This is a genomic window from Candidatus Rickettsia mendelii (assembly GCF_057543435.1).
Window position 1 is genome coordinate 27,965 of record NZ_BTGX01000023.1, and the last position, 16,126, is coordinate 44,090.

A 16,126-nucleotide genomic window follows, 5' to 3' on the forward strand; every position below is an offset into this window, starting at 1 on the left:
TCTTCTATGCTTGCAGGCTTATTATAAAAAGCAGGCACTGTCGGTGCTATGATGCCACCATAATTAGCTACTCTTAGCATATTCTCTATATGTCCTATATGAAGTGGAGTTTCTCTAATCATTAAGATAAGTTTTCGCTTATCTTTTAGTACAACACCGGCAGCTCTAGTAATTAAATTATCCTCCATTGAGTAAGCAATAGAAGAGAGTGTTTTCATACTGCAAGGAGCTATTATCATTCCTAAAGTTTTAAAAGAACCGCTTGAAATAGCAGCTCCTATTTCCTTATTGCTATAATTGTAATTTGCTAAATTTTTCACTTGTTCTATAGAATACTTAGTCTCAGCTTTTATAGTGAGAGCTGCTCCTTCTGACATAACTAAATGAGTCTCACTATTTTGCTGTTTTAATATTTCAAGTAGCCGAATGCCGTATATTGCTCCTGAAGCTCCAGAAATAGCTATAATAATTTTTTTCATCTAAGTTTCTATAATTTTTCAATTTAGTATATAAATAAAAAAAATTTATAAAACATATATATGCAAATAGCAAAGATATTATTACCTGTGGCAAAATTATTTCCTTTGGATTATTTCATTCCTGAAGATTTAGTTTTAAATGTTGGTGATCTTGTTATAGTGCCTTTTAGAAATAAAAAATTAACCGGAATAGTTTGGGAATTGACATCAGTTTCTGAAGCAAAAAAATTAAAAATCATACAAGCAAAAGTACCTCTAAATTTAAGCATTACTTCAGAAGTTTTAGAATTAGTTAAATGGATGAGCAGTTATTATATGTCAGAGTTTGGTAGCATAGCTAAGTTGGTATTACCTGTAGATATTGCTGAAAAACCGATCAAAATTAAAGAGCAAAAAATAAATAATGATTTTATATTGCCTGATCTATCAGAAGAGCAGAAACAAGCAGTAATAATGTTAAAGGACAGCAATAAACCAGTACTTATTAAAGGTGTTACAGGTTCTGGTAAAACAGAAATATATTTTAATCAGATTGCAGATTATTTGGCTAAAGATAAACAAGTGCTTATTATGCTTCCTGAAATTGCTCTTAGTACACAAATTATTAATCGTTTCATAGAGCGTTTTGGATTTAAGCCTATAATATGGAATTCAAGCGTTACAAATGCTCAGAAAAAAATGATTTTAAGAGGAATATTAAGTGATAAGGTTAAGGTAGTAATTGGAGCACGTAGTAGTTTATTTTTACCTTTTAAGAATCTTGGTTTAATAGTGATTGATGAAGAACATGAAGATTCTTATAAACAAGATAATGGCATATTATATAATGCTAGAGATACAGCAGTAGCAAGAGCTGCTCTCAATAAAGCACAAATTATTTTATGTTCGGCAACACCTTCTATCGAAACGATATATAATGTGAAGATAGGGAAATATTGTCTAATTACTTTAGTTAATAGATATAAAAATGTAAGTATGCCAAATATAGAAATGATTGACATGAGGAAAGAACAGCTACCTAGAAATTTTTATTTGTCTCGGCCTCTTATAAAAGCTATCAAAGATAATTTAGATAATAAAAAGCAAACATTATTATTCCTTAATAGACGTGGTTATGCTCCACTAATGCTTTGTAAAGTCTGTGGTTATAGATTTACCTGCAAATATTGTTCTAGCTGGATGGTAGTGCATAAAGCTTCTAAAAAGCTTGAATGCCATCATTGTGGCTATCAAAGTAAAATTTATAATTCTTGTCCAGAGTGCTTAGAAGATGAATCATTAATTATTTGTGGTCCTGGGATAGAAAGAATAGAGGAAGAAGTAAAATATCTCTTTCCTAATCACAAAATTGCTATAATAAGTAAAGATCATGCTAAAAATCTAGAAAAAATATCGCATCTTCTACATCAAATGGAAAATTTAGAAATTGATATTTTAATAGGTACACAAATAATAACAAAAGGTTATCATTTTCCAAACCTTACTTTGGTCGGTGTAATAGATGCTGATCTTGGGAGTAATAATCCTGATCTCAGAGCATCTGAGCGAACATTCCAGCTACTGCATCAAATAGGAGGTAGAGCAGGGAGAGGAGATACTAAAGGTGTAGTATATCTACAAAGCCATTATCCCGATAATATTATTTTTAGCTATATTAAGGACTTAGATGAGGAAGGTTTTTTTTCTAATGAACTCGCAATAAGAAAAGCAGCAGATATGCCGCCATTCTCAAAAATGGCATCAGTAATTTTATCAGGATTCAATGAGCATAAGATTTTAGAAATTGCTAGGACTATGGTAAGAATTGCGCCAAAAGCAAATGTAAAAATTCTAGGGCCAGCAAGCTCCTTAATGTCAAAAGTTGCTGGTAAATATCGTTTCCGAATACTTATTATAGTTAGTAAAAAATTTAACCTACAGAAATATTTAAAACTTTGGCTAAGCTTAATTAAGATTCCTTCTTTCTGTCAAATAAAAATAGATATAGATCCTAAAAATTTTTATTAATCGCTGTGTCTACATTTTTGTTCTGTTGTAGAATATTAAAGGAAAAAGATGGATTATTAATAGACTATGTTATTTTCTAAAACAAGGAATTATCTCTTTTTGTGGCTTCTTCACACTATTTATCTAATTCTTTCAGTAAATGTTACACATTATTTATCGTGTCTTCATTTATCATATCTTCCTGTGCTACTGAATAACTCTTGATTCTTGTTCATAATAATTAATACCTTTTAAAACTTTTGATCAAATAATATCAAAATTTATTTCTATAATGTGATAGTTTTACTATATTTTTACTATATTATGTTTATAAATATATTAATTTAAGTTATAAGTTATAAATATTATGTACCCTATTGTTAGACTTAGAAGAAATAGAAAAGCCTTTTGCCTTAGAGAGTTAATTGCTGAAAGTAGTTTGTCAATCAATGATTTAGTGTTGCCTTTATTTGTTATTGAAGGGCATAATGAAAGGCAAGAAATTAGGACTATGCCTGGTATATATCGTTTATCGGTTGATCAAATAGTAGAAACTGCAAGAAAGGCAGCTGTATTTGGGATTAATGCAATAGCTTTATTTCCAAGTATAGATAATAGTCTTAAAAGTGAGAATGCTGATGAAGCATATAATTTGGATAATTTAATATGTAGAACTATTAAAAGTATTAAAAATGCTAATATTGATATTGCCATAATATGTGATGTAGCTCTTGATCTTTATACTACTCATGCTCATGATGGTATAATCCATAATGGAGAAGTAGATAATGATCGGTCAGTAAAAGCTTTGTGTAATCAAGCATTAGTACTTGCAAAAGCTGGGGCTGATATTGTTGCGCCTTCTGATATGATGGATGGGAGAATTATGGCTATAAGAGAATACCTCGATGCAGAGAGTTTTATAAATGTTAATATTCTTGCGTATGCTGCTAAATACGCTTCAAGCTTTTACAGTCCATTTCGTGATGCAGTTGGTAGTAAAAAAAAAAATTACTTAGATAAATCTAGTTATCAGATGGATGTACGTAATATTAAGGAAGCAATGCTTGAAATTAAGCATGATATTGCTGAAGGAGCTGATATGGTTATTGTTAAACCTGGCATGCCTTTTTTAGATGTTATTCGTGAAGCAGTAACCAATTTTAATGCTAAAATCTTTGCATATCAGGTGAGCGGAGAATACGCAATGTTAAAATTTGCTGCAGAAGCAGAGGCACTGGACTGGGAAAGATGTTTAATTGAATCATTAATTAGCTTTAAACGTGCCGGAGCAACTGCTATATTTACTTATGCGGCTCTTGAAGTAGCTGAAATATTAAATAGAAAATAGAGAGGAAATGATTAATAAAGATAAGAAATCAGTATTTAAAGGATGGAATTTTTTAAAGACTAAAGGAGGTGGATCTAATGAAGCTGGAGAATATGGCGGTATATATCAAAGCTTAGATGGTAAAATTACAGCAATGATAAAAAAAGAGAAGTTAAGTTCAAAAAATATAGCTGAATTCTTAGGATCTCAGATTTTTGCAGCAATAAGTCCTGGAAATGGAGCAAAGGTTAATTTAATCGCTCCTGATGACTATAATAAATCTCAAACTATTGATTCGCAAATATATGTTAAATCTGAATTTTTTAAAAATTATAGTAGTGATATGTATGTAGATATGGATAAATATATGTCTGTTAAAACTAGGCCAAGTTCTTGGTTTAGAAAAGATGGTGGAAGACCACTTTTTATAGGATCTCGAAATAAGTTATTTAGAACTTTAGAAAATGCTTTTAGAGAAGTTAAATATCAAAATTTTGAAAATATTATGCCTGCAAGTCTATTGATCGGTGATTTTGATGTACATGTTGGGAATATAGGAGTTATTAGAGAACCAGAAAATTCGCACGTTTTACCTAAATTAGTAAGAATTGATTTTGCTGGTAGTTTTGATAATTTAACAAATAATATTTATCCTCATTCAAGGGCTAAACATTTACCTGGATTTGGTCCTACTAATCATTTTAGAGAATTTCCTTCTAATTTAAGAACAAAAAATCCTAAATTTGCTGATAGTTTACTTGCTGCTTCCAAAATTGATTTAAAAGAAACTATTGATAAAAGTTTTGAGGAATTAACAAAGTATTATAGTAATGAAGCATTAGAAGCTTTTGCAAAACAAGCAATACCAGGAAAATTTAGTAGTAAAAAATCTAAAGAAATAACACCTGAAGAAATTAAGAATAGCTTAATAGATATAATGAAAAAAAGACAGGAGTCTTTAAAGGAATATGGTTTAGAAATTAAAATAAATACTTTAATTTCTAAAAAATATAGTTTTCCTTATTATGAAGTGAAAGATCAAGAATTAAAAACATTAATGAAAGAATATCCTGATTATTTTAAGAAAATTCTTAATTATGGAGAAGGAGGGAAAGGAGAGAAAAAACTTAAATTAAGGGATAACGTTATTAGCAGTTTTGCAAGGATTTTAGAAGTACTTAAAATTAGAGATAATGCAAAAAAACGTTTTATAAATATAATAGAAAATTTAAATGAAGAAAAAGGAAATTTAACTGATTTTCCTAAAATAGTAAAAATAAACAAAGAACTCAAACAAGAATCATTAGAGGTAGATAAAGAATATATAAATACTCTAGAAAAATTAGAGAAGAAAAATATTAGACCTAATGGTATCATTTTTTCAAGCCAATTAGAGTTGTATAAAGGAATAAAAAATAAAGAGCAAGATTTATTAAAGTTAAATGAAGAAGATCTAAAGCATATAAAAAATCTGAAAGAAAAAATTATGCAACCAACGCATCCTACTTCAACTAGTATTGCTAACAAAAGATTTACTAAATTAAAAAAAAGCGAAGTTAAAACGAGATAATAAAAGAACCAAACAACAAGAATCCTATAACTGAGTAGTTGATTAATAAAAGACCATATTGCATTGGCAATTTAAATGTCTCAAGCCTTTTAGCAAAATACATAGTTTTTACTATTTTAAGATAATAAAAAGCACCAACTACACTAGTAAAAATACCACAGTAAGCTAATGCAAATTCTCCTTGGTTAATCGCTTGGTACAAAAGGTAATATTTACCGAAGAATCCTGCAAAAGGTGGAATTCCTATCATTGAGAACATAACTATACTAATTGCAGCAGCTATAGTTTTGTGATTCTTTGCAATTCCTTGTATACTCTTAAAGGTAGCTTTATCTGCGTCTTTACCTAATAACATAATTAAGCAAGTGAAAAATCCTATACTACCTACAGCATATATTAGAATATATAGCTGAGCTGCTTTGTATCCTTCTTGATTATGCAGAAGAACACCAATTAGTACGTAACCAATATTTAAAATGGTGCTGTACGCCATTAATCTTTTTAAAGAAGTTTGACGAATAGCTCCAAAAGCTCCAAATATCATAGATAATATAGCAATTATCTTTATTAAATTATAATTGATAGGATAATAATCGCCTATAATAAATTTATTAATATTTAATAAAACGACAACCATACCTATTTTTGAAGCAGCAGTAAAATAAGTAACTGAACTAATTGGTGATCCTTCGTATACATCAGGTGCCCAAAAATGCAGTGGAACACTTGAGAGTTTGAAGAAAACATTGCTTAAAAATAATACAATACCAATTATTAAACCAAGATTTATCGAAGAATTATTATTTAGCTTATATAAAATATCCTCAAATTGTAAGCTGCCACCAAATCCATATATAAAAGAAATACCAAATAACGATAAACAACTAACTAAACTACCTAAGATAAAATATTTTAATGCACCTTCAGATGATCTAACATCATTTAATTTAAATCCTGCAAGAGCATAGCAAGTTAGGGCAGTAAGTTCCATACCACAGAATAATGTTAGAAAATTTTGTGATAAAATTGCAACAAAAGTACCTATAGCTGATAATAAAATTAAAGTAATAAATTCATACTTTAATTTTTCACCAGCAAGAGTAGAGTAATCAAGGTAAATTATCATGGATATAATAGTGAACAATAACACTATGCTTTTACTAATACTAATATCTGTAGAAGTATCAAGTGAATACCATACTCTTTCATAGCTTGAATATTTAAAGGTAAGAAAAATTGACAATATACACAGTAATATAATGACGTTAGCAATAATTTTATTTTTACTTGGTATCATTACAGCAAAAAATTGGCCTAAAAGTGCTATTAAAATTAAGGTGATTTCAGGAAGTAGCATATAAAATTAATATTGTTCATGAAAATTATAGATACTAGTGAATAAATTATGTTTTATCAACAAACTTATACATAATATATATTATAACCTACTAAAAAATTTGCAATTTTCTATAATTATAGGTTATATTATTGCTGCTTATGTTTATAATTTAAAGTTTAACAGATCAATGTATTTATTATCATTTTTATTAGGAGGATTAAATACATTACTCCGTCAGTTATGTTTATCTATTAGCTCTATAGATTTTTATAAAGATGTATATAGAAACTATCAAGGGTATGGAATAAGGTATTTATTTACTGTATCTTTTATATTATCAATGATTTATTGTATTTTTATATTAAATTATATAATATCTTTAAAAGACTACTTTAATGGAGCGCAGCCATCAAAATTTACTGACAATATTGAGTATATTATTAATCAATTGCCAGAAATTAAATATAACAACTCAAAAATTTTCGTTGAAGAAATAGAGCCTATATACTTATTTACTAAAAGTAGCAATAAAATAGCAGTTATCGATACAAAAAATCAAGTTTCTAATAAAGAAAAAAGTAAAATACCATTTGTGCTTGAAGAAAATAAGCTTATGATAAATTTAATTGTAGCTAATACTAAGAAAAACTTTCCAAGCACTGTTAATTATTCCGAGATATTCAAACAAAATGAAGTAATTTTAACTCCTGAGATAATAAAAAAATATTTTGCTGATAATTTATTATATGTACCAAATTTATTTATTTATTTTGGTATGCCGGCTATCATATTATTTTGGTTCATAACTCTCTTATTAGAGAGAAGTATTATAATTTTACTAGTATATATTTTAGCTAATTTGCTTCCTAATAAAACTTCAATACAAACTGCTACAAGATTAGTAATGTTTTCAAGTGGGGTACCGGTAATATTACAACCTGCTATTATTATATTAATACCAGAATTAAGCATAATATTGCAGTTACTACAAATGTTTACTACTCTCTTAGTATTTGTTGCTATTTGGCAAATTAATAAGAGTATTTCTAGCTATATATAAGACAATATTTAACTATCTTATTGTATAAAATTTACAATCCTAAACTTATTAGCATAATATTAAAAGATAATAAATTCTACCTAGTCGGAGGTGCTAGAAAAATATTGATACATTAGGTAGGCGTTGAAAAACTTATCATGAAGAGTTAAGAGTGTCAATATTACTGATCCTTTAAAGGATCAAGTTAAGAATAGAAAAATAAATAAAGGTTGTAAATAATAAAATGTTTACTGCAATGCAGTGAACATTTTATTATTTACAGTATCGTTAGACTTGTGATTTCAAAAATAAGTAATATCGAGTTGTAAATTATTTTATAGTGGCAACTCGCTTACTTAATATACGTAATCTACATTAATAAGTTAATTTTTTATTAAGAATTCTTCAAAAATACTTGACTAAATTACTTGGGTATTGTAAACATAAAGCAGTCTTAAGTTTGTATAGGTATGTTATATGATGTTGACAACAAAAGGAGTATATGCCGTAATGGCAATACTCGAAATGGCTTTAAAATCAACCACTAGGCCGATTACTTTAAATGAAATTTCCTTAAAACAAAATATATCTCTTAATTATTTGGAGCAAATTTTTGCTAAACTCAAAAAAGCTAATTTAGTTAAAGCTATTAGAGGATCAAAAGGAGGATATATTCTAGTCGGTAACTTACAAGAAATAAAAATTTCTGATATTATGGATGCTGTCAATGAAAATTTTACAATGACCACATGTTATAAAAAATCGGTTAAGAGTTGTGTACCAAATACAGTACAATGCAACTCACATAAATTATGGAAAGGACTCGGGAAGCATATTCGATATTATTTTGAAAGTATATCAGTTAAGGATGCTCTAAAATTAAATGATTATTTAAATATATGATATATCTGGATCATAATGCTACTACTTTTATTGATTTTAGGGTTAAGGAATTAATTATAGATTTAATGAATAAGGAGCTTAATCCTTCTTCAATTCATGCAAATGGTAGGTTCGCTAGAAAACTCTTAGAGGAAGCACGTGCGCAAATAGCAGAAGCAACAGGTATATACTCATCTTCTAAAGAATATGATGTTACTTTTACTTCTTCAGGTACTGAAAGTAATAACTTAATAATGAAAAATTTTTATGATGGAGAAATTTTTATTTCAGCTATTGAACATTTATCTATTTATAATCATATAAAATGTGCTCCAAACATTAAAGTTATAAAAGTTGATAATCAAGGTTTAATTAATCTTGATCATCTAGAAGCATTATTATCAAAAAGTAGTACTGATAAAAAATTAGTTTCCATAATGATGGCAAATAATGAGAGTGGAATTATCCAAGATATATATGAGATAAGTAAAATAGCTAAAAAATATGATGCAAGATTTCATAGCGATTTGGTACAAGCATTAGGTAAAATATCTATAAATATCAAAGAATTAGGATTAGATTTTGCTACGATTTCAGGACATAAAATAGGTGCAGGGCAGGGTAGTGCTGCTTTAATTTCTAGCTCTAAATTTCATCTTACTCCAATGATCATTGGAGGAGGACAAGAAAAAGGAGTAAGATCAGGTACTGAAAATGTTTTAGCAATTGTAGGGTTTGGGCTTGCAAGCAAATTGGTAACACAAAATATCTCAGATAGATATAGACAACTCAAGGGATTACAAGAAATTTTAGAGGAAAAACTAAGAAAATATCCGAATGTAAATATTATTAGTAAGAATTCACCAAAATTACCTAATACTACATTATTTACAGTACCAAAAACAGATGCACAGGTAAAATTAATTGCTTTTGATATACATAATATTTGTATCAGTTCTGGCTCTGCTTGCTCATCAGGCAAGATATCCAGATCACATGTGTTAGCTAATATGGGTATAAATGAAGAAGAGGCTAAATCTTCTATTAGAGTATCTTGGAGCCTTAATAATACTATTAAGGATATAGAAGATTTTATAAAAGCTTTTGAAGAAATATATTTCTAATAATAAAGGATTGGAACTATAAAGTAGTTATAAAAAAATATATAAACAGGAAATCACAGTATGAATGCACAATTAAACAATTTAGTATTACCAATATATATGGATTATCAAGCAACAACTCCTATAGACCCGCGGGTAATGGACGCAATGTTACCATATTTTATCACTAAGTTTGGTAATCCTCATTCACGCAACCATTCTTTCGGTTGGGAAGCAGAGAATGCTATAGAAGAAGCAAGAAGCGAGATAGCACGATTAATAGGAGCGGAAACTAAAGAAATTATTTTTACTTCTGGTGCAACTGAATCTAATAATCTTGCAATAAAAGGTGTAGCAAAATTTTACGGTAGTAGGAAGAATCATATTATTACTGTTGTAAGTGAGCATAAATGTATCCTTGATACTTGTAGGCATCTAGAGCAAGAAGGTGTAAAAATCACATACTTACCAATTAAAGTAAGTGGAATTATTGATTTAGAATTACTTAAAAACGCTATTACCGATCAGACTATGTTGGTATCGGTTATGGCTGTTAATAATGAAATAGGTGTAGTTCAGCCTTTGAAAGAAATAGGTAAAATTTGCCGTGAAAAAAATGTTTTTTTCCATTCTGATATTGCCCAAGGATTTGGTAAAATTCCAATTGATGTCAATGCGTTTAATATTGATCTTGCTAGCATTTCAGGCCATAAAATTTATGGCCCAAAAGGTATAGGAGCATTATATGTTAGAAAAAAACCTCGTGTACGTATTACTCCATTGATAAATGGTGGCGGACAAGAAAGGGGAATGCGCTCCGGTACATTACCAACTCCATTAATCATAGGGCTTGGCATGGCTGCCAAAATAGCTTATAATGAAATGGAAAAGGACACTAAGCATGTAAATTACTTATTTGATAAATTTTTAAGTAACATAAGCAAGCACATTCCTGAAGTTTATCTAAACGGTGATAAAGATCAAAGGTATAAAGGAAATCTAAACCTAAGTTTTGCTGGAGTTGAAGGAGAGTCAATGATTCTTGCTATTAAAGATTTAGCGGTTTCTTCTGGTTCTGCTTGTACTTCTGCTTCGCTTGAACCTTCATATGTTTTGCGTTCTATGGGAATTGATGAAGAACTTGCTCATACTTCCATTAGATTTGGTATAGGTAGATTTACTACTGAGAAAGAGATTGATTATGCAGTGGGGTTAATATGTTCAAAAATCAATAAATTAAGACAATTAAGTCCACTTTGGGAAATGATGCAAGAAGGTATTGATTTAAAAAAAATAAAATGGGCAGTACACTAAAAAATTATGCTGCAATCAAATATAAAAGGAGAAAAAGCATGGCTTATAGCCCAAAAGTGATAGATCATTATGAAAATCCTCGTAATGTTGGGTCGCTTAATAAAGATAATAAAAATGTCGGTACAGGATTAGTCGGTGCACCAGCTTGTGGTGATGTTATGAAATTACAAATCGAAGTTGATGATAACGGTATTATTACAGATGCAAAATTTAAGACATTTGGGTGTGGTTCAGCCATTGCGTCAAGCTCTTTAGTAACGGAATGGGTTAAAGGAAGGTCAGTACATGATGCTGAAACTATTAAAAATACAGAAATAGCAAAAGAATTATCACTACCACCTGTAAAATTACATTGTTCTCTGCTTGCTGAGGATGCAATAAAAGCAGCTATAGCTGATTATAAACTTAAGCAAGGAAAATAAATAAAAGATGGTTAAAATATGAAAAATGTTATTTCATTAACCAATGCTGCAGCCACACAAGTAAAGTTATTGATGGAAAAACGAGGTAAGCCAACATTCGGAATTAGAGTAGGAGTTAAATCAGGTGGTTGTGCGGGTTATTCTTATTACATAGAATATGCTGATAGCAAAAATCAATTTGATGAAATCGTTGAAGAAAAAGGAGTAAGAATTTTAATTGATCCTAAAGCATTAATGTATCTTATAAATTCTGAAATGGATTATTCAGATAGCAAATTTAAATCACAATTTACTTTTACAAACCCAAATGAGAAGGCACATTGCGGCTGCGGCAAATCTTTTAGAGTTTAAATATGATTCTTAAAAAACGTTTAATTTCATTAACAAGGTTATGTCACAAAAATTAGGTTTCTGGGCAGTTTTTGCTTTGGTCACCGGTAGTCAAATCGGTACTAGTGTTTTTATATTACCTTTAAGTTTAGCGCCATTTGGTATATATAGTATCTGGGGCTGGGTGTTTTCATTATTCGGTGCTATAAGTATTGCATTAGTATTTTCTGCTTTATGCGCAAAATTTCCTAAAACAGGCGGTCCTCATGTATATGTACGAGAAAGTTTTGGGGAAAAGGTAGCTTTCTTTACTGGTTGGACTTATTGGGTTATTTCTTTTATCAGCACTAGTATAGTTGTTATCTCGGCAGTAGGTTACTTGACGCCTTTTTTCAAATCACAATCAATTTTAGATTTGATATTACAAATAATATTACTTTGCACTGTCGCAGTTTTAAATTTAAAAGGTCCTGAAGTAGCCGGAAGAGCAGAGTTTTACTTAACTTTATTAAAATTTGTGCCGCTACTTATAGTAGGCTTATGTGCATTGTCTAACTTTAATATTAATAATTTGATTGAATCTAAAGAAGTAAGTAATTTAGATATCACAGCTATTATAGGAAGAGTAGCGCTTCTTACCTTTTGGGGATTTATCGGTGTTGAATGTGCAACTACTACAGCAGGATCTGTAAAGAATCCGACAAAAACTATTCCAAAAGCAATAATATTTGGAACTTTTTGTGTAGCAACTTTATATCTTATTAACAGCATTGGTATAATGGGATTAATTCCTGCTTCTGAACTTATTAACTCTAAGGCTCCATATGCTGATGCAGCACAATTATTATTTGGCGGTAAATGGTCAAGCGTAATTGCTATTATAGCTTCTATAATTTGCATTGGTACGTTAAATGCATGGGTATTAACTAGTGGACAGATTGCTCTTGGTCTTGCTGAAGACGGTTTATTACCAAGGTTTTTTGCTAAAAAAAATAGTAATAATGCACCAGTATGGGGAATTATTGTAAGTTGCTTTGGTATTGTACCGTTATTAGTTTTTACAGCAAATGGTAATTTTGCTGAGCAAATTACACAAATAATAGATTTCTCAGTAATAGCATTTTTATTTGTTTACTTAATTTGTAGCTTAGCATTCTTAAAAATGATTTTTAGCTCAAAAAAAATTTTTTCTTATTATTACTTACTAATAGCTATAATATCAATTATCTTTTGTAGTTGGGTTATCTATGAGACACCTATTAAAACATTAATTATAGCTAGCTCATTTACTGTGCTAGGTATCCCTTTATATTATATGTGGTATCTTAAAAGCAAAATATGATAAAAGAGCGTATTAATTCACTAAAAAGTTTATTTCTAGAATATGGTGTAGATGGTTACATCATTCCATCTAACGATAAATATATGAGTGAATATGTACCGCCATATGCTAAAAGGCTTGAATATATAACGGGATTTACAGGTTCGAATGGAATGGTTATCCTATACAAGAAGGGTACAGCATTATTTTTTACTGATGGTCGTTATTTAGAACAAGCAAATAAAGAGCTTGATTTTAGGTTTTTTAATATTTTTGACCTAAAAGATATATATGATTTTACTTGGGATCATTACATAGATAAAGAAGCAAAAATAGGTTATGACCCTGAGTTATTTACTTATTCTACTATATCAAATTTAAGATTTAATCTACAAAAAATTAACAGTAATTTAGTTGACAAGATTTGGCATAACCAACCACTAGAGCCAAATTCTAAGGTTTATTTACATGATACTAAGTTTGCAGGTGTTAGTTATACAAAAAAAATAAATAAATGCCGTGAGTTGTTAATGCATCATAATAAACCTAATTATGCATTAATTATTCTTGATAGTGCTTCTATATGCTGGTTGCTAAATCTACGTGCTAATGACGTTACTTACACACCTTTAATGTTTGCTAAAGTAATAATTACTCCTATAAAATTATATCTATTTATAGATCCTTTAAGAATTAACAGTGAGATTGTTAAAGTGCGTTCTGAAATAACTATTTTGCCGGAAGCAGAGTTTGAAAATATCTTAAAAGGTTATGATAATATCCTCGTTGATGATAGTACAATACCTGTTCATATAATGGATTTGATAACAAATAAAAAAGTACAAAAAATTGTTAATCCTTGTTTAATGTTGAAAGCCTGTAAAAATGAGGTGGAAATTAAGCATGCAATTGATTTTCATATTAAAGATGCAGTAGCTTTATGCGAGTTTTTAGCAGATTTAGAACATTCTATACGTCATTGCAGTGACATAATAACTGAATACTCGCTTGGAGTAAAACTCGCAAGATATAGAGCACAGCAAGAAGGTTATGTTTCAGATAGTTTTCCAGTTATTTGTGGTTTTAAAGAAAATAGTGCGATTATTCATTATAGGGCTGACACTAAATCTGCTAAAGAAATTATAGGGCAGGGGATATTGCTGATTGATTCAGGCGCTCAATATCAAGGTGCTACTACCGATATAACTAGGACTATTGTAATAGGTGCAGCAACTTATGAACAAAAGAAGCATTATACCCAAGTACTGAAAGGGCATATTGCTTTATCGAGAGTAAAATTTCCTAAAAATGTAGTTACTGGTGCGAATCTTGATGTATTAGCACGGCAATATTTATGGCAAGAAGCGCAAGATTATCCACATAGTACAGGTCATGGTGTCGGCAGCTTCTTAAGTGTTCATGAAGGTCCACAAAGTATAAATCTTCGTAATAAAATTGTGTTACAGTCAGGTATGATTTTATCTAATGAACCTGGGTTTTATATTTCAGGAAAATATGGTATTAGAATCGAGAATTTAATATATGTAAAAGAAAAAGGAGCATGGCTTGAATTTGAACCTTTAAGCTTGGTACCTTATGCTAAAGAACTGATCGATATTAAGCTACTTAATAGTGATGAAATACATTATATAAAAGAATATTATAATAAAATTAAAAGTAAAATTTATAATTTATTGTCTTCACATGCTCAAAATTGGCTTAATAATCAAATAAATTTATTTTTATAGCATTATTGTAATTGACGCTTTCGTTATTTATTGGTATAAATTCACTTATTGGGACGTAGCCAAGTGGTAAGGCAACGGTTTTTGGTATCGTCATTCCGGAGGTTCGAATCCTCCCGTCCCAGCCATTCTTTTGCTGTTTACTGTAAAAAGTTCCATAATATATATTATGGAAAATGAGAGGGCAATGGTGCATTCGATTGGATTCGAACCAATAACCTTTGCCTCCGGAGGGCAACGCTCTATCCTGTTGAGCTACGAATACAGTTAATATGAACGATCTAAAATAAATCTAATAATCGAAAATAAATAATCTTTATAAATATTTTGTACAGGAATTTTATTTAGTAATTTGTTTATTTCATTTTTTAAGTTGCTTAAATAATGAACTATTTCATTGTGAATTTCATATTTTACCATTAAATCATGTACTTTTATAAATTCATCCCTAGTACGATTATTGCATTTAATCATGTTTTTTAATTGAAGCTGCTGATCTCTTTCTAATTTATCATATAAGAAAATTAGTGGCAAAGTAACTTTTCCTTCTAAAAAATCATCACCAATGTTTTTACCTATATGTTTATCATGACCCAAATAATCGAGTAGATCATCTATAACTTGAAATATCATACCAAGTAATCTGCCAAAATTTTGCATATCTTTAGAAATATGATCGACTTGCTCTGCTATGATTGCCCCAACAGCACAAGAAGCACCAAATAGTTCAGCAGTTTTAGATTTAACTATTTGCTGATATTCTTCTATAGATATAATGCGTCGCTCATTTAATTTAACCAGCTGTGCTATTTCTCCCTCTGAGATAATTGCTGAAGCTTGGGCAAGAATATCCATAGCTTTAAGAGAGCCAGAAGCTACCATTAATTTGAATGATTGGCTAAAAAGAAAATCACCTACTAAAATACTTGTTTTACTTCCCCAAATGACATTAGCTGTAGGTTTAAATCTTCTTAAGGTACTATCATCTACTACATCATCATGAAGCAATGTTGCATTATGAATGAATTCAACAGCACTTGCAAGTTTTATATGACTATCGCCTCTATAATCAAACATTTTAGCGGTTATTATAGTTAAAAGCGGACGAATTCTTTTACCACCTGCTTCTAGTAAGTATTTACCTACTATTTCTATTAATTCTTCATCACTTTTTAAACAGCTAATAATCAGATTATTTAACTTAGTTACTTCATCTTTTAAATCTTGCTGTATTTTGACTATAATATCCATTTTCTTTATTCAGGC

14 protein-coding genes and 2 tRNA genes are annotated in these 16,126 nt (G+C 29.6%); 12 read left to right on the plus strand and 4 right to left on the minus strand.

Annotated features, from left to right (window positions below; genetic code table 11):
- Positions 1–479: UbiX family flavin prenyltransferase (locus AC27F4_RS03650; RefSeq protein WP_487062179.1), on the minus strand; the 479-nt coding region annotated here is incomplete at its 3' end.
- Between the two features lie 60 nt (positions 480–539).
- Here AC27F4_RS03650 and AC27F4_RS03655 point away from each other — a divergent pair.
- The 3 genes from AC27F4_RS03655 to AC27F4_RS03665 all read left to right on the plus strand — a co-directional run bounded on the left by AC27F4_RS03655 (position 540) and on the right by AC27F4_RS03665 (position 5,365).
- Positions 540–2,486: a primosomal protein N' gene (locus AC27F4_RS03655; protein WP_487062181.1), complete on the plus strand. Its 1,947-nt coding sequence runs from the start codon at positions 540–542 to the stop codon at positions 2,484–2,486.
- A gap of 346 nt (positions 2,487–2,832) precedes the next feature.
- Positions 2,833–3,816 (plus strand): porphobilinogen synthase, encoded by a 984-nt coding sequence (gene hemB / locus AC27F4_RS03660; RefSeq protein ID WP_487062183.1) that lies wholly within the window; start codon positions 2,833–2,835, stop codon positions 3,814–3,816.
- A gap of 7 nt (positions 3,817–3,823) precedes the next feature.
- Positions 3,824–5,365 (plus strand): hypothetical protein, encoded by a 1,542-nt coding sequence (locus AC27F4_RS03665; RefSeq protein ID WP_487062185.1) that lies wholly within the window; start codon positions 3,824–3,826, stop codon positions 5,363–5,365.
- Here the strand turns inward: AC27F4_RS03665 and nuoN are convergent.
- Positions 5,352–6,722, minus strand: coding sequence for an NADH-quinone oxidoreductase subunit NuoN (gene nuoN, locus AC27F4_RS03670; protein ID WP_487062187.1), 1,371 nt, complete (start codon positions 6,720–6,722; stop codon positions 5,352–5,354). The two genes, AC27F4_RS03665 and nuoN, sit on opposite strands and share 14 nt — an antisense overlap.
- Positions 6,723–6,891: 169 nt before the next feature.
- On the opposite strand from nuoN, the gene AC27F4_RS03675 reads away from it, so the two are divergent.
- The 9 genes from AC27F4_RS03675 (at position 6,892) to AC27F4_RS03715 (ending at position 14,988) form a co-directional block, all read left to right on the plus strand.
- The gene (locus AC27F4_RS03675) at positions 6,892–7,764 is read left to right on the plus strand and encodes a DUF1189 family protein (protein ID WP_487062318.1); all 873 of its coding nucleotides are present in this window, start codon (positions 6,892–6,894) and stop codon (positions 7,762–7,764) included.
- 456 nt (positions 7,765–8,220) lie between these two features.
- Positions 8,221–8,646, plus strand: a complete 426-nt coding sequence (locus AC27F4_RS03680) for an Rrf2 family transcriptional regulator (protein WP_487062189.1) — start codon at positions 8,221–8,223, stop codon at positions 8,644–8,646.
- Positions 8,643–9,749 (plus strand): cysteine desulfurase family protein, encoded by a 1,107-nt coding sequence (locus AC27F4_RS03685; RefSeq protein WP_487062191.1) that lies wholly within the window; start codon positions 8,643–8,645, stop codon positions 9,747–9,749. Before AC27F4_RS03680 ends, AC27F4_RS03685 begins: the two co-directional genes overlap by 4 nt.
- 60 nt (positions 9,750–9,809) lie before the next feature.
- Positions 9,810–11,042 (plus strand): IscS subfamily cysteine desulfurase, encoded by a 1,233-nt coding sequence (locus tag AC27F4_RS03690; RefSeq protein ID WP_487062193.1) that lies wholly within the window; start codon positions 9,810–9,812, stop codon positions 11,040–11,042.
- Between the two features lie 38 nt (positions 11,043–11,080).
- Positions 11,081–11,464, plus strand: coding sequence for a Fe-S cluster assembly scaffold IscU (gene iscU, locus AC27F4_RS03695; protein WP_487062195.1), 384 nt, complete (start codon positions 11,081–11,083; stop codon positions 11,462–11,464).
- An 18-nt stretch (positions 11,465–11,482) separates the two neighbouring features.
- A complete protein-coding gene (locus AC27F4_RS03700) occupies positions 11,483–11,815 on the plus strand; it encodes a HesB/IscA family protein (protein ID WP_487062197.1) in 333 nt (110 codons plus the stop codon).
- A gap of 40 nt (positions 11,816–11,855) precedes the next feature.
- Positions 11,856–13,136: an APC family permease gene (locus tag AC27F4_RS03705; protein WP_487062199.1), complete on the plus strand. Its 1,281-nt coding sequence runs from the start codon at positions 11,856–11,858 to the stop codon at positions 13,134–13,136.
- On the plus strand, positions 13,133–14,863 hold the full coding sequence (locus AC27F4_RS03710) for an aminopeptidase P family protein (RefSeq protein WP_487062201.1): 1,731 nt from the start codon (positions 13,133–13,135) through the stop codon (positions 14,861–14,863). The genes AC27F4_RS03705 and AC27F4_RS03710 overlap by 4 nt, the downstream gene beginning before the upstream one ends.
- Positions 14,864–14,912: 49 nt before the next feature.
- Positions 14,913–14,988 (plus strand) — tRNA-Gln (locus AC27F4_RS03715).
- Positions 14,989–15,048: 60 nt separating this feature from the next.
- Here the strand turns inward: AC27F4_RS03715 and AC27F4_RS03720 are convergent.
- A tRNA-Arg gene (locus AC27F4_RS03720) sits at positions 15,049–15,125 on the minus strand.
- A gap of 2 nt (positions 15,126–15,127) precedes the next feature.
- Complete coding sequence (locus tag AC27F4_RS03725) at positions 15,128–16,111, minus strand: polyprenyl synthetase family protein (RefSeq protein ID WP_487062203.1); 984 nt, start codon at positions 16,109–16,111, stop codon at positions 15,128–15,130.
- Positions 16,112–16,126: the final 15 nt, after the last annotated feature.

Bases quoted from the DNA above. Each gene is read 5' to 3' on its own strand.
- AC27F4_RS03655 (WP_487062181.1), top strand. From the start codon at position 540: ATGCAAATAGCAAAGATATTATTACCTGTGGCAAAATTATTTCCTTTG.
- hemB (WP_487062183.1), top strand. From the start codon at position 2,833: ATGTACCCTATTGTTAGACTTAGAAGAAATAGAAAAGCCTTTTGCCTT.
- AC27F4_RS03665 (WP_487062185.1), top strand. From the start codon at position 3,824: ATGATTAATAAAGATAAGAAATCAGTATTTAAAGGATGGAATTTTTTA.
- nuoN (WP_487062187.1), bottom strand. From the start codon at position 6,722: ATGCTACTTCCTGAAATCACCTTAATTTTAATAGCACTTTTAGGCCAA.
- AC27F4_RS03675 (WP_487062318.1), top strand. From the start codon at position 6,892: ATGTATTTATTATCATTTTTATTAGGAGGATTAAATACATTACTCCGT.
- AC27F4_RS03680 (WP_487062189.1), top strand. From the start codon at position 8,221: ATGATGTTGACAACAAAAGGAGTATATGCCGTAATGGCAATACTCGAA.
- AC27F4_RS03685 (WP_487062191.1), top strand. From the start codon at position 8,643: ATGATATATCTGGATCATAATGCTACTACTTTTATTGATTTTAGGGTT.
- AC27F4_RS03690 (WP_487062193.1), top strand. From the start codon at position 9,810: ATGAATGCACAATTAAACAATTTAGTATTACCAATATATATGGATTAT.
- iscU (WP_487062195.1), top strand. From the start codon at position 11,081: ATGGCTTATAGCCCAAAAGTGATAGATCATTATGAAAATCCTCGTAAT.
- AC27F4_RS03700 (WP_487062197.1), top strand. From the start codon at position 11,483: ATGAAAAATGTTATTTCATTAACCAATGCTGCAGCCACACAAGTAAAG.
- AC27F4_RS03705 (WP_487062199.1), top strand. From the start codon at position 11,856: ATGTCACAAAAATTAGGTTTCTGGGCAGTTTTTGCTTTGGTCACCGGT.
- AC27F4_RS03710 (WP_487062201.1), top strand. From the start codon at position 13,133: ATGATAAAAGAGCGTATTAATTCACTAAAAAGTTTATTTCTAGAATAT.
- AC27F4_RS03725 (WP_487062203.1), bottom strand. From the start codon at position 16,111: ATGGATATTATAGTCAAAATACAGCAAGATTTAAAAGATGAAGTAACT.